Origin of the sequence: Albibacterium bauzanense (assembly GCF_004339765.1) — a bacterium.
In the GTDB taxonomy this organism is placed as follows: Bacteria; Bacteroidota; Bacteroidia; order Sphingobacteriales; family Sphingobacteriaceae; genus Albibacterium; species Albibacterium bauzanense.
Genome location: NZ_SMGO01000001.1, coordinates 526089 through 549006 on the forward strand (window position 1 = coordinate 526089; position 22918 = coordinate 549006).

The window sequence follows — 22918 nt, forward strand, 5'->3', positions numbered from 1 at the left end:
CCGCTTCTTATCTAAGATGCTGGAGGTGTATAAGGAATAATTTTTTATTAAAATTTACTGAGTAACAGTAATTACACCTTTCATAATAATATAATGCCCGGGGAAAGAGCATATGAAAGGATAGCTGCCTGGTTTGCTAGGAGCATTGAAATAAATGGTTTCTGATTTATTAGGATCGATAATAGAAGTATATTCTAAAACCTTAGGTGTACTTGGAACGTAATCCATTTCTGCACCTTTAGCTCCTAATTTTAAAGCCAACTGACCCACTTCTGTTCCAGCCCCAATATCAGTCAGAACAAAGTTATGTGGCATTACATCTTTATTGTTAAAAGTTAACTTTACTTTGCTTCCAGCCTTAACTGAAATTGCAGCGGCATCAAACTTCAGTCCGGGTAAGGTACCCAAAGCAATTGTTTTATCAACCACACCTTTCCAGCTCGCGGGCATCGTGGTTACACGCTTTGCAGCGTCGTCTGCACTTCTCACTGCTTTTGCAGCAGGAACATCTGTCATAGAAACATGGTTCATTGCCATATGATCATGACTCATAGGCTTTTCAATATTACTTGCCATTGCATTTGAATTGGCAAGTGAAATTGAGTTTTGGGAAAAAGCATATTGTGCACATAATATCCCGCACAACAATAGCATAATGTTCTTTGTCATATAATTTAGTTGTTTATTAATCGTACGCAAATTAATAATTTCATTCAACAAATAAATAACTTTTTATAAAAGTTGAATGTTAAAATTACTTTCTTAATCCACCACCAGGTCTTTCATTTTCTTCTCCGTCCTGTTTTGTGGGATTAGGGTTCTTTAAGGCATCTTCATCAATAATTAAAATATCATCATCCATTTGATTTCCTAATTCGATATCGTCAAAACTACTTAAGGCATCTTCCAATATATCTCCTTTCAAGATATCCTGATCTTCATCTTTCTGATTGCCTTTAACCCTGCTTTTATTTTGCGGATACGTTGTTTTATTCTTCTTTTCTATTTTATCCTTCATGTTATTTTTTAAATCAGAACATCTATCTAAGAGTTATTGTTTAAACGGATGCCTAACCAAAAGGTTTAAATGAATGCTTAACTAAAAATAGAATTCATAAATTAAAACAACTTAAATTATATATACAGTCACTAATCAAACACAATGGTTTTATTACCTGTAATAAATACTCGATCTTCAAGAACCAAGGCTATCGCTTTACTCAGTACCGCCATCTCAACTTCTTTCCCGGCAATTCTCATCTGCGAAACACCGTAATTATGATTGATATGAATGATCTGTTGCTTAATGATAGGCCCCTCATCTAAATCGCCCGTTACAAAATGCGCAGTAGCGCCAATGATTTTAACACCTCGTTCAAAAGCCTTTCTATAAGGATTGGCACCTATAAAGGCAGGTAAAAATGAATGATGGATATTGATTATTTTACCTTCATAATGCGTTATAAATTCGGGCGATAATATCCTCATAAACTTTGCTAGAATTAAATAATCAGGCCGATAGTTTGATAACGTATATAGGATTTCACCTTCAAACTCCTCTTTACTTTTACCTTCATGTGAAATATAGTAGAAAGGAAGTGAAAAACGCTCTGTGATAGATCTTAAGTATTCATGATTTCCAATAACACATTGTATTTCTGCACCTAAGGTATCAAAGAAGTTCCGCATTAATATATCGCCTAAACAGTGATATTCTTTTGTGACAAATATGGCTATCTTCTTTCGTTTACTAGGGTTTATTGTGATAATAGCTTGCTCAGGAAGAGCATCTTTTAATTCATTATAAAGATGTTCACTATCTTTTGGTGAACCATTGCATTCAATGCGGGCAAAAAAACGTGAAGAAAGTTCATCAACAAACTCCCTCATACTAATAATATTCAGATGTTGCGAAGCAAGGATTTGCGTAACCGAAGTAACCAATCCAATACTATCTTTACATTGGATCAGAATTAAAGTACTTTCCATTCTATTCTATAAAAACAAAGTGTTATGCTTTTAGTAATTCTATTGAGATTTTGAAAAACGAACAATCATGTTCTGTTTCATTCGCAATATTACATTAATATTTTTATTTTTAAGTTCTAAGCATCAAACTTATTTACTCCTATTTTGTTATACCAATTCAAATTTTAAAGAACTCAATTTGAAAACTATGAAATCAAACATTGGTATTACGCAAGAAAACCTAGCGAAGGTTGCCCATTCGCTTAACGTACTTTTAGCAGATGAAACGATATTGTATATCAAAACAAGGAATGCACATTGGAATGTGGAAGACCCGAATTTTCATGCACTGCATTTATTTCTAGAAGAGCAATACGGAATATTGGCTCAAATAATTGACGATATAGCTGAACGAATCCGCTCATTAGGGCACTATGCAGAGGCTACTTTGAAAGGTTATTTAGAATTGACGCATCTCACTGAGAAAAAAAGCAAAAAGAATGATGGTCCTGGCTATTTGAAAGAACTATTAGATGACCATGAAGCTATTATTAAAGAATTACGAGGTAATATTCCTGTTTATGATGAAGATTGGAATGATGTAGGTTCAAGCGATTTTATAACCGGTATACTTCAAACTCATGAAAAGATTGCCTGGATGCTGAGGTCACATCTAAAATAATATTACATTTATGGTAAGTAGATTTTATGGCTCTGTTATATTATCTACTTATTATATTTTTGCCCTTGTAGATAATACGATTATAAAAGAACCCATAAGAGCAATAAAAACAAATGCAATTCTAAGTGTAAATGCTCCAGAAAGGAACCCAATTAACGGTGGACCAATTAAGAAACCTACAAATCCAATTGTTGAAACTGCTGCAATAGCAACACCTGGCGACATCGTTGTCGATTTTCCAGCTACACTATATACCATTGGCACAACCGAAGACACCCCTGCTCCTACAAGTAAAAACCCAGCTATAGCAGTATATAATGTTGGAAAAATAACAGCTATAAGTAAACCTGTTACTGTAAGAGTACCACTAACCTGTAAGGTCCTTTTCAATCCGAAACGTTCGGCAAAACTATCAGCAACAAAACGACCCAAAGCCATTGTACACATAAAAGCAGTATACCCTGCTGCTATCCATGCTTTTTCTGCTAAAACTATCTTCTTAAAATAAATTACACTCCAATCAAACATTGCACCTTCACAAACCATTGAGCAAAATGCAATTAATCCCAGAATCATCAATGACTTATCTGGTATAACAAAAGCAGGACTGGCACTTGCTGAATTATGATCATCATTTAAATATCGCCAGCAAATAACAACCGAGATGATAGTAATAGTGGCGATAATCATAAAATGTGGTGCCGGCAGTATTTCCTTACCAATCATAAATGTACCGATAAGTGCTCCTACAAATCCTGCTAAACTCCACAAACCATGAAACGATGCCATGATGGGTCTGCCATACAAGGCTTCGGTCACTACTGCCTGCGTATTAACAGAAATATTAGTTGCATTACTTGCGAAACCAAAAATGACTAAACAAATAACGAGTTGATATGTCTGATTTACAGCACCTAAACTAACAAGTGCTAAACCATAGATTATGAGAGCAATGGTCAATAATCTACGGCTTCCTATCCTTGATACTGCCCAACCAGATAAAGGCAGAGACAGCATTAAACCTACTGGCAAAGCAAACAATACACCTCCTAGCTCTACGTCAGAAAGCGAGAGTTTTTGTTGTATGGTTGCAATACGCGATGCCCAGCTTGAAAAGCAGAGGCCAGCCATAAAAAACATGGCGGCGACAGCAGTTCGTATAATAGTATTTGAATATTTAGAGGTTTTTTGTTGCAACTGAGTTGTGTCCATAATTGGTATTAGAAATCTAATCTACAAATTTAGATTTATTTCTAATACATCAACAACTATGTATTATTATATTAATAAACAAAGGGTACTAAATGGCTATACCCTTTGTTTATTAATATTTTTATCCTATTGGTGCTCCTGTATCAGGTACTGGCGAAGGATTGGTTGGAGTATTAGTTCTCGGATAATCTGGTGCATTTGGCTGAGGTTCCGGAGCTGTCCTTGAACCAGGATAAGGACTAGGATTGCTTGGGGTTGATGGTGGTAACCCATTATTCCTGTTTGTTGTGTCACTAGTCGTCGGATTGTTTGGTGCCGGTGTAATCATATCACTGGTATCTTTGCTACTAGTGTCTTGCCTGCTTGTATCGGCAGGCATTGTTTTTTGATCTCTATCGTTGTTTCCGTTCAAAGTATCTTGAACTTGAGCGCTTGCATTATTTGCAATGAAACAAAAAAAGAATGATGCTGCTAAACCAAAGAATAACTTTTTCATAATGTTGATGTTTAAATTATATTCATATTAACTATAATTCATCAACACTTATTTGGCTTTTTTAGTTAGTGAAAAATAGAAATACACGTATTTAACCTTATAAACCCGTATTAATTCTATTTTCTCGTAATTTATACGTTCATTCCTCTATTATTATTAAATGTGTTAACTCAACTTTTCTTTAAAGAGCTGAATAGTTCTTTGCCAGGCAAGTTTAGCAGCAGTCTCGTCATACCTGGTTGGTGAAGTATCATTATTAAAGGCATGATTCACACCTTCATATATAAATAATTTATAATCAATATTATTCTTTTTCAGTGCTTCCTCATAAGCAGGGATTCCGGCATTGATGCGCTCATCTAAACCTCCATAATGCAACATTACACTTGCTTTAATATTTGGAACAGCTTCTGTCTTCGGTTGCGAACCATAATAGGCGACAGCAGCTTGAAGTTTTGGATCACTTACAGCCAAATTATTGACCAGTCCCCCACCCCAACAAAAACCGATACAGCCAACTTTACCATTTGCGTCTTTACGAGACCGCAAATATTCTAAGCCCATTAAAAAGTTTTGAAGGTTCTTAGAGGCATCCAACTTACCAAACAATTCCCTGGCTTCATCTTCATTAGCGGGTGTACCTCCAAAAGGCGATAAAGCATCTACACCAATAGCAATAAAGCCTTCGGCAGCCACTCGTTTAGTTACATCAATTATATGTGGATTTAAGCCTCTGTTTTCGTGAATAACCAATACGGACCCCAAGTTAGTTTTATCCTTTGGTTTTGCTAAGAATGCTTTCATGGGTCCATCTGTTCCCGGATAGGTTATATTTTCCATTAGAAGCCCTTCCTCATCAACAGGAGCCGCAGTTGCATAGTTATTTTCTAATAAAGGTAACACTGACAATGCTACAGCTGTACTACCTGTAAGAATAGTTAATTTCCTCATGAACTCTTTTCTGCTCAATTGGCTGTGCGTATACTGGTCGTATAAATTAATAATCTTCTGATCCATTGGATTTTGCTTTATAAATGATAGAATAAATATAATAGTTATCTCACAAAACAAGTGCAACGTAACAATTAAAATACGATTATATAAAAATAAAATAACTGTTTATCAGCAAGTTAAATTCCTACACATGGTTTTTTTTATATAATATTAAATAATTAATCAAACGATTGATTAATTTTGCATCCTCAAAAAATAATACCATGGATAAAGAGAAAATTGATAAAAAAGAACGTATTCTCGACGTTGCTGAAAGGATGTTCTCCGATCTGGGATATGACGGGGCTTCTACCCGCATAATCTCCAAAGAAGCAGGTGTCAATATGGCTATGCTAAACTACTATTTTGGATCTAAGGATGGTTTATTTACGGCCGTATTTGAACGTCGTGTATCAACCTTCAGAGCCACCTTACAGAATATTAATAACGAAAACATCACCTCTTGGGAGAAACTCCAAAGGTGTGTAGATTATTATATAGACCGTATCATTTCTAATAGCTGTTTCCATAAATTAATACACCGCGAATTATCCTTATCACAGCGATCAGAACTTACAAAAACCATTATAGATATTCTTTCTAAAAACGTAATAGAAGTAAAAAAGATTATCACAGACGGCATAGATAACGGCAGTTTCAAGGCCGATATTGATGTTGAAATGGTGATTGCTACCCTATTCGGGACAAAGTATTACATCTTAAACACTCCCCAAATGTCATCTGCTATCTTAGAAAGAGACGTAGAGAACGAAAAAGTGATGGAAGAAGAACTTAAACCCCGAATGAAAAGTCACTTAAAAAACTTATTTAAAGCTTACTTACTCAATGAAGACTATAAAAATAGCGAATAAGCCGATCAATAGCTTTTTGTTAAAAACAACAATACAAACACTACAAAGAATTGGGATTACAATAATTATACTGAGCTTCTTTACCTACGCGCAAGCTCAGGAAAGAATAATAACACTTGATGAAGCCATTCAATTGGGATTAGAAAACAGCAAACAACTCAAACTTTCCCAATCACGTGTTGACAAAGCAATCTCTCAATATAATCAGATAAAAGATAAAGCTTTACCCACCGCCAGCACAAGTTTTGCTTACAACCATTCTGAAATATTAAATGATCAATTCCAGATTGGAAAGGAAGAGCCCTTTGACCTACCTGCTCGCTCAGATGTATATATAGGCACAGCTTCGGTTCAGCAACTTATCTTCCAAGGCAATAAATTGAAGTTTGCCAAAGAATCTACCAACCTGTTAACTCAAGTAGCCCGTCTTGATATCGATAAAGACAAGCAAGACATTACCTACAACATTGTCAACGCATATTACAATTTGTATAAAGTGTTACAAAGTGAAAAGGTGGTTGAACAGAACCTACAGGTTATTGACCGTCAAATTAAACAATCACAACGATTTTTTGAACAAGGTATTGTTACCAAAAATGATGTATTGCGTTTTCAATTGGAAAAATCAAATATTCAATTAACTGGCCTTGACCTGGAAAACAATCGTAAAGTAGTAAACTACAATTTAGATATATTATTGGGCTTACCAGAAAGCACGGTATTAAAAATAAACGAGATACCTGATAATCAATCCATCGCAATGGGATTGCCCAGTTATATTGACAATGCTTTAAGCAACCGCGAAGAACTCAAACAAATAAGTTTACAAACACAGGTTGCTGATTATAATATAAAATCAATTAAAGCAGATCTTTTACCAACCTTTGGGGTAGGTGCCCAAATGTATTATATAAATCCTAGTGGCAAATTTATTCCTCCTGTTAATCAATTCTTAGCTCCTGTATCCATAGCTGCTACCCTATCTTGGAATTTAGGAAACCTATGGACAAATAAAAATAAAGTAGCAGAAGCGCGTATTCAGAAAGAGGAAACTCAGATTAATGAAGGAATTCTTCAAGATCAAATAAAAACCGAGGTCAATCAAGATTATCAAAACTACTTGAAGTCAGTCGAAAGAATAAAAATCTTACAAACTTCTATTGCACAGGCTCAGGAAAATGATAGAATCTTAGAATCAAAATATGAAAATACGATAGCTTCTGTAACAGATCGTATTGACGCCAATAATCAACTATTTCAATCCCAGATTAATCTGGAACTGGCTAAAGCCGATGCAATGCTTGCTTATTATACTCTATTAAAATCAACCGGAACATTGAAATAAAAATTGAATCCAAATGGAAAAGACACAAAAGAAATCAATAAAAGTAATTCCAATTATACTAGGCCTTGTAATTATTGCCGGTGCCGCTCTCGGAGTAAAAGAATACATCTACTATAGCAAGCACGTAGACACAGATGATGCACAAATTGATGGAGACATCAGCCCTGTTGTAGCCCGTGTTGGTGGTTATGTTGACTCTATCTTATTTGAAGAAAATGAAAGAGTTACGCAAGATCAGGTTTTACTTAAACTAGACGATCGTGATTATCAAATCAAACTAGAACAAGCATTAGCTGCACAGCGTGGCGCAAGTGCAGGAGTTGGTGTTTCTCAATCGCAGATCAGCTCTACTTTTGCTAATTCATCCAGTGCAAAAGCACAAGCAGAATCAGCAAAGGCCAAGCTATGGCAGGCTAATAAAGATTATGAACGTTATGCCAATCTAATTAAAGACGGCTCTATAACTCAACAGCAATTTGATCAGGCTAAAGTTCAAAGAGATGTAGCACAAGCTTCTTATCAGGCAGCTCAAGATCAATACAAAGCAGCAGTTGAACAAATAGCAACCACTAAATCTCAATTAGCGGTAACTAATACCGGTGTAGATCAACGCCAGGCCGATGTAGATTTCGCAAAGCTTCAATTATCTTATACCGACATTTCTGCTCCTGCTACTGGTATCGTTTCTAAAAAGAATGTTCAGAAAGGACAGCTGGTGCAAGCAGGTCAGACCTTATTTTCTATTGTTAATGAAAATAGTATTTACGTTACTGCTAATTTCAAAGAAACTCAATTAGAAGATATCAAAATTGGTGCTCCTGTTAATATTGAAGTTGATGCTTATCCGGATGAAAAAATTGAAGGAACAGTCTATAACTTCTCTCCCGCCACCGGTGCTAAATTCTCATTATTGCCACCTGATAATGCAACCGGAAACTTTGTAAAGGTGGTTCAACGTATCCCTGTGAAGATTAAAATTAACACTACAAAAGAGATTATGGAAAAGTTGCGTCCGGGAATGAGTGTTAAGGTATCAGTAATTACTGAATAATTCAATGGTAGAAACAGGATTTAGAAAATGGATTATCACGTTTACGGTAATCACAGCCTCCTTATTGGAACTGATTGATACAACCATTGTAAACGTGGCATTGCCCCAAATACAAGGTAATCTTGGGGCTTCCTTAGAAGATATTGCCTGGCTATCTACAGGTTATGCAGTAGCGAATGTAATCATCCTGCCTATGTCGGGTTGGCTGGGAAACCGCTTTGGCCGAAAGAATTACTTTCTTGCTTCCATCGTTTTATTTACAATATCATCCTTTTTATGTGGAAATGCAACCATGCTGGAAGAGTTGATTGGATTCCGAATATTACAGGGCATTGCAGGTGGTGGACTTATAGCAACAGCTCAGGCTATTTTATTAGAAACCTGGCCCAGAGAAGATGTAGGTATTGCAACTGCTTTGTTTGGCTTAGGTGCTGTCGTTGGTCCTACCGTTGGACCAACTATTGGTGGCTATATAATAGAGATTAGTTCATGGCCGTGGATTTTCTATGTAAACATTCCAGTTGGTATTCTGGCAGCGTATTGTACATACACATTTGTTAGAAGCACTCCGCGAGAGGGAAAAGGTATGCCTATCGACTGGTGGGGTATTGGTTTACTGGCAGTTGCTGTTGGTAGTTTACAGACCTTGCTGGAGAAAGGAGAGAGTGAGGATTGGTTTGCTACTCCTTATATCATCGTATTAGCCATTCTATCCGTATTTGGTGTTATACTGTTTATATGGCGGGAACTTAGTACCGATCACCCTATTGTTAACTTCAAAATAATGCGGCATCGAAGCTTCTCTGTAGGTATGTTTACCTCCTTTGTATTAGGTTTTGGTTTATATGGTTCTGTATTTGTATTTCCGATATTTTGTCAGAATTTGCTTGGTTTTACACCATTACAAACTGGGGAAATTCTTTTTCCAGGTGGTGTATGTACCATTATTATGATGCCGTTTATCGGGATGATGCTTAAAAAAGGAGTTCCAGCGCAGGTTATGGCTAGCATAGGAATGCTATTGTTCTTTGTCTTTTGCTGGATGTTAAGTAATTCGACACTTTCTTCTGGAACCGGCGATTTCTTCTGGCCATTAGTAATCAGAGGTGTTGGAATGGCATTGTTATTTGTGCCTTTAACTACTCTTGCTATCCAGGATTTAAAGGGACCTGAAATAGGTCAGGGATCTGGTTTAAATAACATGATGCGACAATTAGGTGGTTCATTTGGAATTGCCGCCTTAACCACCTTAATCCATATCCGCCAAGGTTTTCACCGCAGTAATCTACTAGCGAATATTAATGATTACAATCCGGCTTTTGTTGAACGATTTAAGATGCTCATCCAGAACTTTATGGGCAAAGGATATTCCGGATTGGACGCCCAACATATGGCTACAAAGGCAATAGAAGGCACTGTTATTAAACAAACTTTATTATTAACTTACAATGATGCGTATTGGATTGCAGGCTTAATTATGCTCTTTTCAATCCCCTTAGTATACTTTCAAAAGTTTAAAAAGAACGTAGATATTCCAACAGACGTACATTAAACAATATTGTTATATGAAAACCATACTTGTACCTACTGATTTTTCTAAAGATGCCACCGAGGCGGCAAACTATGCAGCCCAACTTGGCAAATACGTTGGAGCTTCACGTATTGTGCTGTTAAACTCTTTCTATGTTTCTATTTATGAAAGTATTTTGCCGTCCGTAAACTTTATTCAACTCAGCAACGAAGAGATATGCCAAAAACAAGAAAGCTTATTGAGACGATTAAGAGCCTTAAAAGCACGTTTAGAGTTATTAGTTGATGGAAGCAACATCACAATTGACTATCATTTAAGTAACTTGCCATTACTAAGAGCTATTCAGCAAACAATTGAAGAACAGGAAATTGACTTGGTGATTATTGGTAGCACAGGAGAAAATGCAAAAGAAGATAGCGTTTTAGGAAGAAATACAATTGGCATTGCTAAAACAAGTACAATTCCTGTTATCGTTTGCCCTTCACAAACCAAGTTTACCCCTATTAAAAAAGTAGTTCTCGCCTGCGATTTCAAAAAGGTAACAGACACCATTCCGTTAAATGAACTCGAAGAGATATTAAATATAACAAAGGCAGAACTTTTGGTTTTAAATGTTGATCCACATGGTCATCATTTAAAACCAGAAGCTGTATCTGAAGTTTCTGCATTGCAACAGATGCTGAAAGGCTTTAATCCACAATATCATTATACAGACGATATGGATACCATTGATAGCATCATCCAATTTACAGATACTCAGGAGGCTCAACTTATTATTGCCCTTCCAAAAAGATATAGTTTCTTACAAGGGTTGGTACATAATAGCATTTCACAAAGATTGGCTTTGAACTCAAAAACACCCGTTTTGATTCTTAAATAACTGGCAAGGCTCATTACTCAACGATCGTTCTGAAAGTCAAATTTACACGTGGTTTTGCAATTAGCTTTGAGGGTGGCAAACGATGCAACCAATGAGTTTGTGTAGCATCTTTCATGATCAATAAACTTCCATGCTCCAAACATAAAGAAACTGTTTCCTTGGTTTCTTTATGTTTGAAAGCAAACTTCCTTTCTGCTCCAAAACTCAAAGAAGCAATGGCTCCATTCTTTTTTAAATCCTTTTCAGCATCGCTATGCCAAGCCATTCCTTCATCACCATTGTGATATAAATTCAGCAAGCAAGAATTAAATTTCTCTCCTACCCGCTCTTCTATCTTTGCCTTTAATTCAAGGAGTTCTTTAGTCCAGGGTAAAGCCAATTTTGTTGTATTAGAATAAGTATATTCAAAAGGTTTATCACCATACCAGGCAACTTTACGTTTGGTTATAATACGTTTACCAAAAATAACGGCTTCATCATTTTTCCATTCAATATTATTTAACAAAGCCTCTAGATAATAATCGGCCTCTTTTAGAGAGATTAATTTGCCGTAATAGTTTACCGTTCCATCTTTTGGCAAAAGATTGCGTGTAACATCTATTTCATTATTGAATAAATCCATTCCTAAAGATCAATATTTGTTTTTACACCTTCCCAACCTATCATCGCTGTTTTTCTTGTATTACCCCACATATATCCACCAAAGATTCCGGTAGAGCGAATAACTCGATGACAAGGAATTAAATAAGCAACAGGATTACTTCCAATGGCTGTACCAACTGCTCTTGATGCTGTTGGTTTACCAATTTCTCCAGCAATTGTACCATAAGTTGCTAAACCTCCCATTGGAATTTTCAGCAGTGCTTCCCAAACCTTTAATTGGAAATCAGTCCCTTTTAAATGAAGTTTTATTTCAGATAATTTACTCCAATCGTTTTGAAATATAAAAAGAGCGTTCTGCTGTATTAGGTCTAATTTACGTTGATTTTCTGCATTTGGAAACCTGCGCTTCAAATCCTCTATTGCTTTCTCTTCATCATCTTCAAAGGCCATATAACAAACACCTTTTGCGGTAGAAGCCACTATCAAGTTTCCAAACGGACTTTCTGCAAAACTATAATTAATAGAAAGGTTTTTACCACCATTCTTATACTCGAAAGGTGTCATCCCCTCTATATTGATAAACAAATCATGCAATCTGCTCGCTCCCGAAAGACCTGTTTCGTAGGCAGTATCAAATAATGTAGCCTCATGCTCACCATTGAGTAAGTTTTTAGCATGCTGAACACTGATATATTGCAAGAATTTCTTTGGACTTGTTCCTGCCCATTCAGTAAATAATCTTTGAAAATGAAATGGGCTCAAATGAACTTTCTCTGCCACCTCGTCCAGATTTGGCTGTTCCCTAAAATTGGTTTTTATATAATCTATCGCTTCTGCAATACGTTTATAGTTGATACTATCTTGCTCTTTCATTCCTGTCTCAATTTTTACACTATAAAGATCGCTAGGTTTTTAATAGAATAAAACCCGAAACTTGCTATAATTTCTCAATATAAAACTCAGACTTATCATCTTTCTTATTAAATTCTAGATCGCTCCTTTCCTCCGAAATAGGTAATAACTGATTAGCAAAAATAAAATCAGCACACCGGCTGCAGGATTCCGCTGTTAATCCTTCTTTTTAACCACTATAAATAACTGTTCTTATTTCTTAGAATGATTTTTACCTTTACAAAAAAACCAATACAATATCATGAGATTACATAATATAGAAGATCAAAAATCATTAACTCCTTTATTGGCATTGTCATTTTTAAAAGAAGGAAACCAACGTTTTGTAAACAATTTAAAAGCCAACCGTAACCTACTAGAACAGGTAAACGAAACAAAAAATGGCCAATTTCCCTTTGCTGTCATATTAAGTTGCATCGACAGTCGAACTTCTGCTGAACTTATTTTCGATCAAGGCCTTGGTGATATATTTAGTATCCGTGTCGCAGGAAATGTGGTTAGCGACGATGTTATAGGTTCGATGGAATTTGCTTGTAAACTTGCTGGTTCCAAACTGATTGTAGTACTAGGGCATTCTAAATGTGGAGCTATTACTGGTGCTTGTAAAAAAGTCAAATTAGGACATTTAACGAACCTTCTTGATAAAGTAAGCCCATCGATCGAATATGTAAAAGAACATTATAACGATACAGATTTGAGTTCTATCGAAGGCATTAATCTCGTAGCATCTATGCACGTAGAACATACTATAGGAGAAATCTTGGACAAAAGCCAAATACTTCGCGACATGTATGAAAAAGGAGAAATAGGTGTTTTAGGGGCTTTCTATAATGTTGAGACCGGCGAGGTGGATTTTATTAAAACGATGTTTTTAGAAAACAGCACAGTATAAATCTTCGCTATCATTTTTACTCCTGTTGTTTTTATCAGAAACTTCTTGTTAATGGAATTTGTTTATCCTAATAACTTGTTTTAATCTTTGATATCTAAATTAGATATCAAAGATTAAAACAAGTCAAAAAATTACTTAATGAATGGATTTACAATAGCTAATACAGCTTCAGCGGTTAAAGGTTCATCGAAAGATTCTGTTGCAGCATTTGCAGATATTTTACCTCCCACTCCATTTAATTGATTAATATCAACTCCTGCTTGATTCTTATTATCTTCACCAGCGTATACAGCATCAACTGATGATCCTATCCCGGTATCATTTGCACCAGTAATCCATGGTTTTAAATTCGCAGCTGCCCCTCCTCTAGCCCTCCTCATCTGTCTTAAATGAGAAGCGTGTCTTGCTTCAACTGAATGAATATTAAGAGCTGCAGTAAGTATATCTTTATTACTCATTAATCCAGTTGCCTGACCTTTATAAGCACGAACACCCGTATCTTCAAAAACTTGTGCTACGGCTAAAAAAGTATCATAATTACTAAACACATCAGCAAAAGCACCACCAGCTGTAAAATCGAAAGTTGGTTTTACAACTGCATCACTACCTAAAGCTGTTTTCAAAAAAGCTACGTGCTCATTTTCATGATCTCTTATAGTTGTCAATGCAGCAACTGCCGCACCTGATGGTATCAACCCTGAAGTTGCAACACCCTTCGTATAAAATTCTGCTTCTAAATACTCTAATGTTAATGCAAAATTTAAAATAGCCTTTACATCACCTGGCACCGTCTGTCCATAAGCTTTATTAAGAATTCCTCCAATAGCAAAGGGCATTGCTGCAACAGTAACTTTTGTACCAAAATTTAAAAAACTCTTGAGAGCTGCTCTACGAGGATTTAAACGTTCATGAATCTCTTGATCCACATTTTCTATTTCGTCAATTATATTAAATAAATTCATTTTATTTAGGATTAGTAGTGTGGTAAATCTTTAACATTCAATTTTGTTTTGATATAAACAGAGGCGATTTCTAACACTTCACCAGGACTTCTTGATTTATCCAAGCCATTCATATCAACAACCGTATTGTCAGCAAATGACCCATTGCTAATTAAATCACGTATTAGTGCAGCATGTCTAGCTTCAACGGAAACTATTTTCCCAGCCAGAACTAAGTATTTACCATCTTGAATTAAACGACCAGCACCATTATACGCAGAAACACCCAGGTCTTCAAAGGCTTTAGCTGTGGCCAACACACTTTCTCTAGAACCAAAATTTATGGAAGAGAAATCTACTTCAAGCCCTTTTATTGCGCTACCACCAATTGCTGCTTTAAAAAATTCACGATGTGCAATTTCATGATCACGAATATCAGTAAAGAATGAATTTTCTTGAGTTGAAATTCCACTATAAGGTGATTCTGCTACTTTCGTATAAAATGCAGCCTCTAATTGTTCCAATGCATATGCATAATTTAATATTGCGATATCTCCACTACCAAAGTATTCCCCGTCTTCAGGATTTGGCATATGATTATCACTTTTCTTACATCCAGCTACTGCCAATGCTGTAACTGCAACTCCGGCTCCTGCATACTTTAAAAAGCTGCGTCTTTTTAGACCCTCATTTTCCTGCTTATTACTCATCTCTTCCATTTTCTTAATTTTAAGTTATTTAATTTCTATACTATTGTATTTATAGATACGAGATAAATTCAATTCCGGTTTTTTAAAAAAATAAAACCAAAACTTAATCCTTCTCGTAAATAATTTAAATTATCTTCGTTTTTATAAAAACATTCATTGCAGAATAACCCGTATAACGAAATTGAATTAATAGTCTTATTAAAGGCAAAGGATGAACGCGCCTATAATTATCTATACGATAATTATTCAGGTGCACTCTATAATGTGATTATTAAAATCTTAGGGGAAAGAGAAGAAACAGAAGATGTAGAAGATGTATTGCAAGAGTGTTTTATTAAAATTTGGAAAAATATAGATTATTACGACATAAACAAAGGCAGACTTTTTACATGGATGCTTCAAATAACCAAGAATACAACAATTGATTTCGCTCGTTCAGCTTCCATACAAAAAGAAAAGAAAACAAATCGTTTAGAAAACGATTCGCCTATAATTGAAAATAAAAGAGTTACATTTCTTTATACAGATCATTTAGGCTTAAATACTGTAATTGATAGTTTACGAAAAGAAGATAAACAAATTGTTGATCTGGCTTATTTTAAAGGATTCACTCAAAAGGAGATCGCAGATGAATTAAAGATTCCATTAGGAACGGTTAAAACCAGGGCAAGAAAAGCACTTATGCTGTTAAAAAATATTTTAAAATCAAATTGAATATACCGGATTACATATCATCAGGAAACATTGAAGCCTATGTATTAGGCTTGTTGGGAGAAGAAGAAGCTCTCGAACTGGAACGCTTATGTCTTGAATATCCTGAAATAAAAGCGGCTGTACAAGAAACAGAAAGTGCTTTAGAAAATTATGCGCAATTAAATGCAATTACTCCACCTAAACATTCCAAAAAGCAGATCTGGGCTACTATCAATAATTCTACTATAGATAAAACGGCTATAAATTCTGAAAGTGAAACAATAAGGTTTCAGAAAACCTCACAGTTATATACTTATTTAGCCGTAGCGGCAGCATTGTTAATTTTTATTGGTCTTCCTTATCATTTTATTAAAATGAACCAATATAAAGCTGAAATTTCAACCTTAAAAAAAGAAAAAATCGAAATATTAGCTCAAAATAAAACCTTTCAAGCTCAGATTCAAAATGCCAGTAAAGAACTTGATGTTCTTTCAAACCCTGCTACAAGAAACGTTTTCTTAGCCGGAGTAGCCGGATATGAAAATAATGAAGCTACTTTATATTGGAGTAATTCAGGAGAAGTATTCTTAAAGGCTAACTTACCACAATTATCAATCGACAAACAATATCAACTTTGGGCTATCGTTAGTGGAAAACCAGTAAGTGCAGGGCTTTTAGACCAACAAGCAAATACCCTTTTACAGAAAATGGTTACGATAGAAAAGGCAGAGATGTTTGCTATTACCATTGAAAAACAGGGAGGAAGCATACAACCTACACTGGAACAGATGGTGGTTGCAGGAAAACCGTTGTAGTTACAACCTATACTATAAAAGAAAACCGCTAGATCAAACGTAATGACCTAGCGTAAAATTAAAAGTCAAAAAGATCACCTAAAAATGATTTTTTCTTATATGGCTTACGATTATAATCGCTGCCCGGACTTTGATCATAACCATACTGATTATAATCGCGGTCATAGTTTTCTTTTTTAGAATAATGATCCGCTGACCGCTCGATGATCTTATCCAATTCACCACGATCTAGCCATAACCCTCTACAAGAAGGGCAATAATCAATTTCAATTCCATTTTTATCACTTATCAATAAGATTTCGTTACAGCTGGGACATTTCATATTTACTATATTATTTGATAGAATTTGTTAAAAAATAAATATAGAGTTTATCAAATTAGGTATAAATATGATTTGTGTAATTTTGATGTGATAATGTTAAAAATGATCTACCAATACTCTAAATATACATTTTTGAGGATAAAAAGTTATAAATTCCTTTAATAGGCTTCTAAAGTATTTAGTAAAGATGATTTACCTCAATTTACATTACACCCAATCTTTTATGAAATCATTAAACGACTGCTTGTATTGTTCTGTTACGGGAATCGTCAGATCTCCGATTTGAAGGGTGTTTTTCGCAATTGCTGTAACAGCGTTCCCCGCAACGATAAATGAACGATGAATACGAATAAACCCTGACGGCGAAAGCCTCTCTTCAAGGTTTTTTAAGCTCATTAAAGTAAGTAACGGCTTTTCTTGGTTTTTTAGAAAGATTTTTACGTAATCTTTTAATCCTTCAATATAAAGAATATCTGAAATTTGAATTTTAACTAACTGATAATCAACTTTAAGATAGATATAACTCTTTTCGGCACGTTGCTCTGCTGGTATAATACTGGAGTTGATGTCATTATTTTCCAAAAGCTTAAAGTAATCATAAGCTTTGGAAGCCGATTTTGTGAAATCAGCAAAACTGAAGGGTTTTAATAGATAGTCAAGCGCATCGACCTTAAATCCTTCCAATGCATACTGATCGTAGGCTGTGGTAAAAATTACACGGAGCGTTTTGCTTCTTCCTGTTTGCTCGATGATCTTGGCCAGTTCTATGCCGCTTAAGTCGGCCATACGAATATCGAGGAACAGCAACTGGAGATCTGGCTGTTCATGGATTGCCTTTAGCGCTTCAACTGCATTGGTAAACGTCCCCATCAAGTTTAAAAATGGTGTTTGCTCAATGTAGGATGTTACCAATTTTAAAGCAACCGGCTCATCATCTATCCCTATACAGTTTATCATCATTTTAAAACCAGCGTTAGAATTATGGTATAATCTTCGGTTTTCGTGTCGTTAAATACTTCAAGTGTATATCTGTCAGGGTACAACAAGTCGAGCCGGCGTTTTGTATTAGCTATGCCAATGCCATTACTATCTTCCAGGTGCTGGGCCTTTTCTTTAAAAAGTGAGTTCTTCACTTCCAGCTTCACTTTATTTCCTGTTTGGCTAATGTCAATATAAATATAACTAGGATTTACAGAACTAATACCATGCTTAAACGCATTTTCGACAAAAGGCAGGAAAAGCATTGGCGCTACTTCGTAATTCGTCATTCCCGCTGGCTTTTCGTAAATAATCTGTACATTCTCACTCAATCTCAAGCGCATTAATTTAATATAGTCCTCGATGAGTTTAATCTCCTTTTCCAGATCGGTCAGATCATTTTTGGTTTCATATATCACATACCGCATCATATGCGATAACGTGTAAATAGCATCCTTAGATGCTGCTGAATTAGTATCAGCCAGACCGTAGATAGTATGTAAGATGTTGAAAAAGAAATGTGGGTTTATCTGGGCTTTGAGAAGAGAGAGCTCGGTATTAACCTTATCTCGTTCGATTGCTTCGAAAACCGACTGGTCGATCTTTAGTTTTTTATAGAAAGCAAGGATAGTACTAATACCCAACAATACCAAGGCTGTCATCATCGTCCAGTAAAAATCATGAGAATTGTATTCAACAGGATTTTGATCAAATATTTTTATAAAGGCCGCTCTAGAGCCAGTCACATCATCAAGGAAACTGTTTATATAGACCGATGCCATCACCATCCCTAATGATATACATATAAAAAGCAATGCTTTATTTTTATATAATAATCGTGGAGTCAAAAACAACAGGTTAAGATAGAATAAGCCCGCCCAAATGAGACGCATAAGTATTTGCTTTATCCAAAACTCATAAGGAAGATCGACAGGCCACGTTAACGGAAAAAGCGTAAACAAAACAAAACCCGCTACAATATAGAAATGCATCGAGAGAAACATCTTTTTTAGACGAAGCGGGAGAACCATAAATATCCTTTAATATAAAATTAGCATAAAAAAGCGAGTTTTGTTTTTCAGGCAAAACTCGCCATCGCCGTTGCAAAAATAATAATCAATAACCAATCAATTAACTATCTCAACGAGATTACACAAATCAGCACTTTTTTATCTAATAAAAAACATCAAATAGACAGTTGGTGTTATAAAATCGATAGAATGGCCTTTTTTATCTATCAGGAATTTAAAGATAAGCTTAAAACTTTAGCTATCGATTCTAAGTGCCTTTTCGTCTATTTTAAAAGGGAAACTGTCTATTAGGCAATTTCGAATAGCTGATTTTCTGTTATTTGGCGTAATCAAAAAATATAAAACCATGAAAAGATTAATTATCGGGATCTTCCTGTGCTTCATTAGTGTAAATTTATTATATGCCCAGGCAAAGCTCCCAAATGCAACAACAACTGCTACAAAAGAAGAACAAGAAATCCTCGACCTTTCCAAAACAAAATGGACATGGATGTCAGACAAAAACGTAGATTCTTTAAACAATCTATTTGACGAAAACTGTGTCTTTGTTCATATGGGTGGAAGCTGGGGCAAGACTCAGGAATTAAATGTTATTAAAAGTGGTGGCATTTGGTATAAAGAAGCAGCGGTTTATGGAGCTTCAGTGAATATTATAGGAAACACGGCTATCCTTTTAAATGACATTGATTTGCTGGCAGTAGTCGGGGGAAATGAAGTTGTCCATTCTTTTATGGTGACTGAAGTATACGTTAAAGAAAATAACAAATGGAGAATGGGTTCGCTCACCTTCTCACAACTGCTTAGGCCAGTTAAAATGAATACTAATAATAATCAGCCTGCTCAATAACAAAACATTAATTTTATAAGATATGAAAAAATTATTTTTATTAGGAATCATTGTACTGGCATATTCACCCTTATTCGCACAACACAGTCTTGAGAAGTTATGGGAGTCAGATTCCATTACATTGAAAGGCCCAGAGTCTGTACTCTACGACTCTAATTCAAACTCACTTTACGTGTCTAGCATGGGTTCGGGCACAGTTGTCCGAATGGATTTGAATGGAAAGGTGATTAAGAATGATTGGGTAACAGGTCTTACATCCAATAAAGGATCTGCTATATTCAACGGTTTATTTTATACAGCCGAAACATCTGGGGTTGCGGTTATCGATATTGATAAAGCTTCGGTTATAAAACGTATTCCGATTGAAGATGCTCAAATGTTAAATGATTTGGCAATCGATTCAAAAGGAATTGTTTATGTAAGTGATACGCGAGCAGGTAAAGTATATAGAATCGAGGGAGACGAACCGGCCCTTTACCTTGAAAACATTCCGGGCGCAAACGGCTTATTGACACTAAATTCGGACTTATACGTAGTAGGATCTTCAACTTTCCAAAAGGTAAATGCTAATAAAGAGATCACAACAATTGCTGACAGCTTTGAAAACGGACTCGACGGAATTGTGATGATTGCAGAAAACGAATTTATACTGAGCAATTTCCGGGGTATTTTATACTACATAAATAGAGACGGAACAAATCAGCTATTGCTGGATAGCCGAGCCAATCAAATAATGGCAAATGATATTAGTTATGACAACCAAACGAGAACTCTTTATGTACCCTCATTTGGCACAAACCGTATCATCGCATATAAAGTAAAATAGGATCTCAAATCAATTTAACATTTAGTCGCCATGAATAAATTACAATTTATATCAATTGCAGCAACAGTGATAGGCTTGATCTCACTTAACAGTACAGATAAAACCGCCGCTCCTGAAAAAAAAGCTAATGATGGCTCATTTGCTGCCATCACCGGTTCCAGTGCTAACTTACCTCTGGAAACAATAAAACTACCTGATGGATTTTCCATTAGCGTATATGCAGAAGTTGAAAATGCACGCTCCATGGTAATGTCTCCTTCCGGGACACTCTTTGTAGGAAACCGAACTGCGAATTCAGTATATGCGGTAAAAGATACTGACGGAGATAACATAGCAGACAAGAAATGGGTTATTGCCTCAGGTCTCCGTTCACCTAATGGGGTAGCACTTAAAAATGGCGACTTGTATGTCGCAGAAATCAGCAGAATCCTCAAATTCCCCGATATTGAAAAGAACATTACCAATCCAGGCGAGGGTGAAGTTATTTATGATAAATTCCCTACTGATGCCCCACACGGGTGGAAATATATTGCCTTCGGCCCTGATGGTAAATTATATATTCCCGTAGGTGCGCCATGTAATATTTGCGAACCTACAGAAGAATATGCTTCTATATTTAGAATGAATGATGACGGAACTGGATTAGAAAAATTTGCAAGTGGTATTCGTAATACCGTAGGTTTTACCTGGCATCCCACAACCAATGATCTATGGTTTACAGATAATGGTAGAGATATGATGGGTGACGACGTTCCTTTTTGTGAGTTGAATACTGCACCTACTGCTGGAATGAATTTTGGCTACCCCTATTTCCATAGCGGCACCATTAAAGATCCTCAGTTTGGTGGCACACATGAAGCCTCAGAATTTACTGCGCCTGCCCAAAATCTTGGAGCCCACGTTGCACCCCTTGGTCTTAAATTTTATACAGGAAATATGTTTCCAGCCGAGTATAAGGATCAGATCTTTATTGCAGAGCATGGCTCTTGGAATCGCAGTAAAAAGAGTGGTTACAGGCTTAGTCTTGTAAAGCTTGAAAACGGGAAATCAGGATATGAAACATTTGCAAGCGGTTGGTTGGATGATGCTACCCAAAATGCATGGGGTCGACCAGCAGATGTACTTGTACTTGCAGATGGATCAATGCTTGTTTCAGACGATACAGCTGGAGTTATCTATCGAATTTCTTATAATAAATAGTAATCTAAAATAAAAATCAATGACAAAAACAAAAACAATGAAATTAGCAATGCTGGGAATGTGTTTCATAACGAGTATACAATTGGCCTTTTCACAACAACAAAACGCAAGCTCTACTCCAGCTAATAGTATTACCGCAGAACAACAACAGATTATCGAACTTTCCAAAGATAAGTGGCAATGGATGGCAGACAAAGATGTTGACAAGCTAGCAACACTTTTCCATGATAAGTCAAAATTTGTCCATATGAGTGGAACCTGGAAAAAGGATGAGGAACTTGATATTATTAAAACAGGAAGAATCTGGTATAAGAAAGCTGACATTCATGATGTTGCTATAGAAATCATTGGTGACAATGCCATTGTTTGGAACCGCATTACGCTGACAGCTGATGTCAGAGGCAACGATGCAGTGACTGAATTTACAGTTACTGAAGTTTATAAAAAACTAAATAACGATTGGAAATTGTTAGCAATGACATTTAGCAGTGTCCGTGACACTCATGTTATTGAGAAGTAAATCTGATAGCTCTTCAAATAGAACAGGGGATCTCAAAATTTTGAGATCCCCTGTTCTATTTGAAAGATTAATCTAAAACTATTTAAAGATTATACACTTATATTGCATTATATTCTTCATCCGTTACTGGTTTCAACCATACTGCACCACCTATATTGGTATTGGTTCCTATAGCAATATGTGTCATTGCCTCGGTTAGTGTGGCACCATGCCAGTGTTCTATATTGGGTGGACATTTTATAACTTGACCCATTTCAATTATCTCAACTGGTTTACCTTTCTCCTGATATAAACCTTTTCCTTCGGTTACCAGGAGTATCTGGCCTCCTTTGTGATAATGCCAATTAGTTCTTGCTCCTGGTTCAAAAGTTACCAATCCGATGTTAACATTATGAACAGTATCTGCTTCTGCTAAATAATTGAGCCAAGCCGTTCCTACAAAATTATCGTTCGTTATTTTTTCACCCTTTGAAAAAACGGGTGATGTTTGTGATTCCGATCGGGCTGTTTGCGTCGAATCGCTCTGCTGACTACAAGACACAGAAACCGTTCCAATAAGAAATAATATAGCTATATTTTTAAAGTTCATATTTTTTAA

27 protein-coding genes are annotated in these 22918 nt (G+C 35.8%); 13 read left to right on the top strand and 14 right to left on the bottom strand.

Annotated features, from left to right (window positions below):
* Positions 1 to 54: 54 nt before the first annotated feature.
* The 3 genes from C8N28_RS02385 to purU all read right to left on the bottom strand — a co-directional run bounded on the left by C8N28_RS02385 (position 55) and on the right by purU (position 1989).
* Positions 55 to 669 carry a plastocyanin/azurin family copper-binding protein gene (locus tag C8N28_RS02385; RefSeq protein ID WP_132221165.1) on the bottom strand — a complete coding sequence of 205 codons (615 nt, stop codon included), beginning with the start codon at positions 667 to 669 and terminating at the stop codon, positions 55 to 57.
* A gap of 85 nt (positions 670 to 754) precedes the next feature.
* Positions 755 to 1018, bottom strand: a complete 264-nt coding sequence (locus tag C8N28_RS02390; protein WP_132221167.1) for a hypothetical protein — start codon at positions 1016 to 1018, stop codon at positions 755 to 757.
* Between the two features lie 131 nt (positions 1019 to 1149).
* Positions 1150 to 1989: a formyltetrahydrofolate deformylase gene (purU, locus tag C8N28_RS02395; RefSeq protein WP_132221169.1), complete on the bottom strand. Its 840-nt coding sequence runs from the start codon at positions 1987 to 1989 to the stop codon at positions 1150 to 1152.
* A gap of 187 nt (positions 1990 to 2176) precedes the next feature.
* Between purU and C8N28_RS02400 the strand changes: the two genes are divergently transcribed.
* The gene (locus tag C8N28_RS02400) at positions 2177 to 2650 is read left to right on the top strand and encodes a Dps family protein (RefSeq protein ID WP_132221172.1); all 474 of its coding nucleotides are present in this window, start codon (positions 2177 to 2179) and stop codon (positions 2648 to 2650) included.
* A gap of 51 nt (positions 2651 to 2701) precedes the next feature.
* On the opposite strand, the gene C8N28_RS02405 is transcribed toward C8N28_RS02400, so the two are convergent.
* From C8N28_RS02405 to C8N28_RS02415, 3 genes are all read right to left on the bottom strand, one after another.
* Positions 2702 to 3862: an MFS transporter gene (locus tag C8N28_RS02405; RefSeq protein WP_132221174.1), complete on the bottom strand. Its 1161-nt coding sequence runs from the start codon at positions 3860 to 3862 to the stop codon at positions 2702 to 2704.
* Positions 3863 to 3983: 121 nt separating this feature from the next.
* Entirely contained in the window at positions 3984 to 4358 is a 375-nt protein-coding gene (locus tag C8N28_RS02410; RefSeq protein WP_132221176.1) for a hypothetical protein, read from the bottom strand.
* Positions 4359 to 4523: 165 nt separating this feature from the next.
* Positions 4524 to 5375 (bottom strand): dienelactone hydrolase family protein, encoded by an 852-nt coding sequence (locus tag C8N28_RS02415; RefSeq protein WP_132221178.1) that lies wholly within the window; start codon positions 5373 to 5375, stop codon positions 4524 to 4526.
* A gap of 200 nt (positions 5376 to 5575) precedes the next feature.
* Between C8N28_RS02415 and C8N28_RS02420 the strand changes: the two genes are divergently transcribed.
* Genes C8N28_RS02420 through C8N28_RS02440 form a run of 5 tightly spaced genes read left to right on the top strand, consistent with a single transcriptional unit; the run spans position 5576 to position 11030 of the window.
* Positions 5576 to 6223: a TetR/AcrR family transcriptional regulator gene (locus tag C8N28_RS02420; RefSeq protein ID WP_132221180.1), complete on the top strand. Its 648-nt coding sequence runs from the start codon at positions 5576 to 5578 to the stop codon at positions 6221 to 6223.
* Positions 6198 to 7568 (top strand): TolC family protein, encoded by a 1371-nt coding sequence (locus C8N28_RS02425; protein WP_132221182.1) that lies wholly within the window; start codon positions 6198 to 6200, stop codon positions 7566 to 7568. The genes C8N28_RS02420 and C8N28_RS02425 overlap by 26 nt, the downstream gene beginning before the upstream one ends.
* A 13-nt stretch (positions 7569 to 7581) precedes the next feature.
* Positions 7582 to 8619: an HlyD family secretion protein gene (locus C8N28_RS02430; protein ID WP_132221184.1), complete on the top strand. Its 1038-nt coding sequence runs from the start codon at positions 7582 to 7584 to the stop codon at positions 8617 to 8619.
* Between the two features lie 4 nt (positions 8620 to 8623).
* Entirely contained in the window at positions 8624 to 10171 is a 1548-nt protein-coding gene (locus C8N28_RS02435) for a DHA2 family efflux MFS transporter permease subunit (RefSeq protein WP_132221186.1), read from the top strand.
* A gap of 13 nt (positions 10172 to 10184) precedes the next feature.
* Entirely contained in the window at positions 10185 to 11030 is an 846-nt protein-coding gene (locus C8N28_RS02440) for a universal stress protein (RefSeq protein ID WP_132221188.1), read from the top strand.
* A 13-nt stretch (positions 11031 to 11043) separates the two neighbouring features.
* On the opposite strand, the gene C8N28_RS02445 is transcribed toward C8N28_RS02440, so the two are convergent.
* Together C8N28_RS02445 and C8N28_RS02450 are read right to left on the bottom strand one after the other, a co-directional pair.
* The gene (locus tag C8N28_RS02445; RefSeq protein WP_132221190.1) at positions 11044 to 11652 is read right to left on the bottom strand and encodes an alpha-ketoglutarate-dependent dioxygenase AlkB family protein; all 609 of its coding nucleotides are present in this window, start codon (positions 11650 to 11652) and stop codon (positions 11044 to 11046) included.
* Between the two features lie 2 nt (positions 11653 to 11654).
* Positions 11655 to 12506: a bifunctional helix-turn-helix domain-containing protein/methylated-DNA--[protein]-cysteine S-methyltransferase gene (locus C8N28_RS02450; protein ID WP_132221192.1), complete on the bottom strand. Its 852-nt coding sequence runs from the start codon at positions 12504 to 12506 to the stop codon at positions 11655 to 11657.
* A 280-nt stretch (positions 12507 to 12786) separates the two neighbouring features.
* On the opposite strand from C8N28_RS02450, the gene C8N28_RS02455 reads away from it, so the two are divergent.
* The gene (locus C8N28_RS02455) at positions 12787 to 13437 is read left to right on the top strand and encodes a carbonic anhydrase family protein (protein WP_132221194.1); all 651 of its coding nucleotides are present in this window, start codon (positions 12787 to 12789) and stop codon (positions 13435 to 13437) included.
* A gap of 131 nt (positions 13438 to 13568) precedes the next feature.
* Here the strand turns inward: C8N28_RS02455 and C8N28_RS02460 are convergent, their stop codons facing one another.
* Together C8N28_RS02460 and C8N28_RS02465 are read right to left on the bottom strand one after the other, a co-directional pair.
* Positions 13569 to 14399, bottom strand: a complete 831-nt coding sequence (locus tag C8N28_RS02460; RefSeq protein ID WP_132221196.1) for a ferritin-like domain-containing protein — start codon at positions 14397 to 14399, stop codon at positions 13569 to 13571.
* 11 nt (positions 14400 to 14410) lie between these two features.
* On the bottom strand, positions 14411 to 15088 hold the full coding sequence (locus C8N28_RS02465) for a ferritin-like domain-containing protein (RefSeq protein WP_246012713.1): 678 nt from the start codon (positions 15086 to 15088) through the stop codon (positions 14411 to 14413).
* A 156-nt stretch (positions 15089 to 15244) separates the two neighbouring features.
* Here C8N28_RS02465 and C8N28_RS02470 point away from each other — a divergent pair, with 156 nt between their 5' ends.
* Together C8N28_RS02470 and C8N28_RS02475 are read left to right on the top strand one after the other, a co-directional pair.
* Positions 15245 to 15802 carry an RNA polymerase sigma factor gene (locus tag C8N28_RS02470; RefSeq protein WP_132221200.1) on the top strand — a complete coding sequence of 186 codons (558 nt, stop codon included), beginning with the start codon at positions 15245 to 15247 and terminating at the stop codon, positions 15800 to 15802.
* Positions 15799 to 16596 (top strand): anti-sigma factor, encoded by a 798-nt coding sequence (locus C8N28_RS02475; protein ID WP_165870286.1) that lies wholly within the window; start codon positions 15799 to 15801, stop codon positions 16594 to 16596. Before C8N28_RS02470 ends, C8N28_RS02475 begins: the two co-directional genes overlap by 4 nt.
* A gap of 58 nt (positions 16597 to 16654) precedes the next feature.
* On the opposite strand, the gene C8N28_RS02480 is transcribed toward C8N28_RS02475, so the two are convergent.
* From C8N28_RS02480 to C8N28_RS02490, 3 genes are all read right to left on the bottom strand, one after another.
* On the bottom strand, positions 16655 to 16918 hold the full coding sequence (locus tag C8N28_RS02480) for a TFIIB-type zinc ribbon-containing protein (protein ID WP_132221204.1): 264 nt from the start codon (positions 16916 to 16918) through the stop codon (positions 16655 to 16657).
* A 207-nt stretch (positions 16919 to 17125) separates the two neighbouring features.
* Positions 17126 to 17878, bottom strand: a complete 753-nt coding sequence (locus tag C8N28_RS02485) for a LytR/AlgR family response regulator transcription factor (protein WP_132221206.1) — start codon at positions 17876 to 17878, stop codon at positions 17126 to 17128.
* A complete protein-coding gene (locus tag C8N28_RS02490) occupies positions 17875 to 18888 on the bottom strand; it encodes a sensor histidine kinase (RefSeq protein WP_165870287.1) in 1014 nt (337 codons plus the stop codon). Before C8N28_RS02490 ends, C8N28_RS02485 begins: the two co-directional genes overlap by 4 nt.
* A 385-nt stretch (positions 18889 to 19273) precedes the next feature.
* Here C8N28_RS02490 and C8N28_RS02495 point away from each other — a divergent pair, with 385 nt between their 5' ends.
* From C8N28_RS02495 to C8N28_RS02510, 4 genes are read left to right on the top strand one after another with little or no spacing between them, the layout of a single operon-like run.
* The gene (locus tag C8N28_RS02495; protein WP_132221210.1) at positions 19274 to 19774 is read left to right on the top strand and encodes a nuclear transport factor 2 family protein; all 501 of its coding nucleotides are present in this window, start codon (positions 19274 to 19276) and stop codon (positions 19772 to 19774) included.
* Positions 19775 to 19796: 22 nt separating this feature from the next.
* On the top strand, positions 19797 to 20600 hold the full coding sequence (locus C8N28_RS02500) for an SMP-30/gluconolactonase/LRE family protein (protein ID WP_132221212.1): 804 nt from the start codon (positions 19797 to 19799) through the stop codon (positions 20598 to 20600).
* 30 nt (positions 20601 to 20630) lie between these two features.
* Positions 20631 to 21800 carry a PQQ-dependent sugar dehydrogenase gene (locus C8N28_RS02505; protein ID WP_132221214.1) on the top strand — a complete coding sequence of 390 codons (1170 nt, stop codon included), beginning with the start codon at positions 20631 to 20633 and terminating at the stop codon, positions 21798 to 21800.
* Positions 21801 to 21858: 58 nt separating this feature from the next.
* Positions 21859 to 22320: a nuclear transport factor 2 family protein gene (locus C8N28_RS02510; protein WP_246012715.1), complete on the top strand. Its 462-nt coding sequence runs from the start codon at positions 21859 to 21861 to the stop codon at positions 22318 to 22320.
* Positions 22321 to 22417: 97 nt separating this feature from the next.
* Here C8N28_RS02510 and C8N28_RS02515 read toward each other — a convergent pair whose 3' ends face one another.
* The gene (locus C8N28_RS02515; RefSeq protein ID WP_132221216.1) at positions 22418 to 22909 is read right to left on the bottom strand and encodes a cupin domain-containing protein; all 492 of its coding nucleotides are present in this window, start codon (positions 22907 to 22909) and stop codon (positions 22418 to 22420) included.
* Positions 22910 to 22918: the final 9 nt, after the last annotated feature.